At 58.7% G+C, this 286-nt stretch carries 1 protein-coding gene; it reads right to left on the bottom strand.

The genetic code is table 11. The features are described 5' to 3' along the window. Positions 1-261: efflux RND transporter permease subunit (locus QSV46_RS39455; RefSeq protein WP_314964057.1), on the bottom strand; the 261-nt coding region annotated here is incomplete at its 3' end. Positions 262-286 lie beyond the last annotated feature (25 nt).

The raw sequence follows: 286 nt of genomic DNA, 5'->3' as shown, positions 1-286 counted from the left end.
GCCCTGCACCGACGAGGAAGTGATGTAGTCGACGCCCTCGGCGGAAGCGACCGCCTGCTCGATCGGCGTGGTGATGAAGCCTTGAATCAGGTTAGCCGACGCGCCCGGATATGAGGTGATGATGTTGACCACCGTGTTCGACAGCTTCGGATATTGCCGGATCGGCAATACGCTGGCGGCGCGCAGACCGATCAGGAGGATCAGCAGGCTGACGACGACCGACAGGACCGGACGCTTGATGAAGATATCGGTGAAGACCATCGTAAAATATCCCGCTGAATTCAGC

Origin of the sequence: Bradyrhizobium cosmicum, assembly GCF_032290525.1 — a bacterium.
In the GTDB taxonomy this organism is placed as follows: domain Bacteria; phylum Pseudomonadota; class Alphaproteobacteria; order Rhizobiales; family Xanthobacteraceae; genus Bradyrhizobium; species Bradyrhizobium cosmicum_A.
The sequence above is the reverse complement of the archived record's forward strand: the minus strand, read 5'-3'. Positions and strand labels throughout refer to the sequence as shown.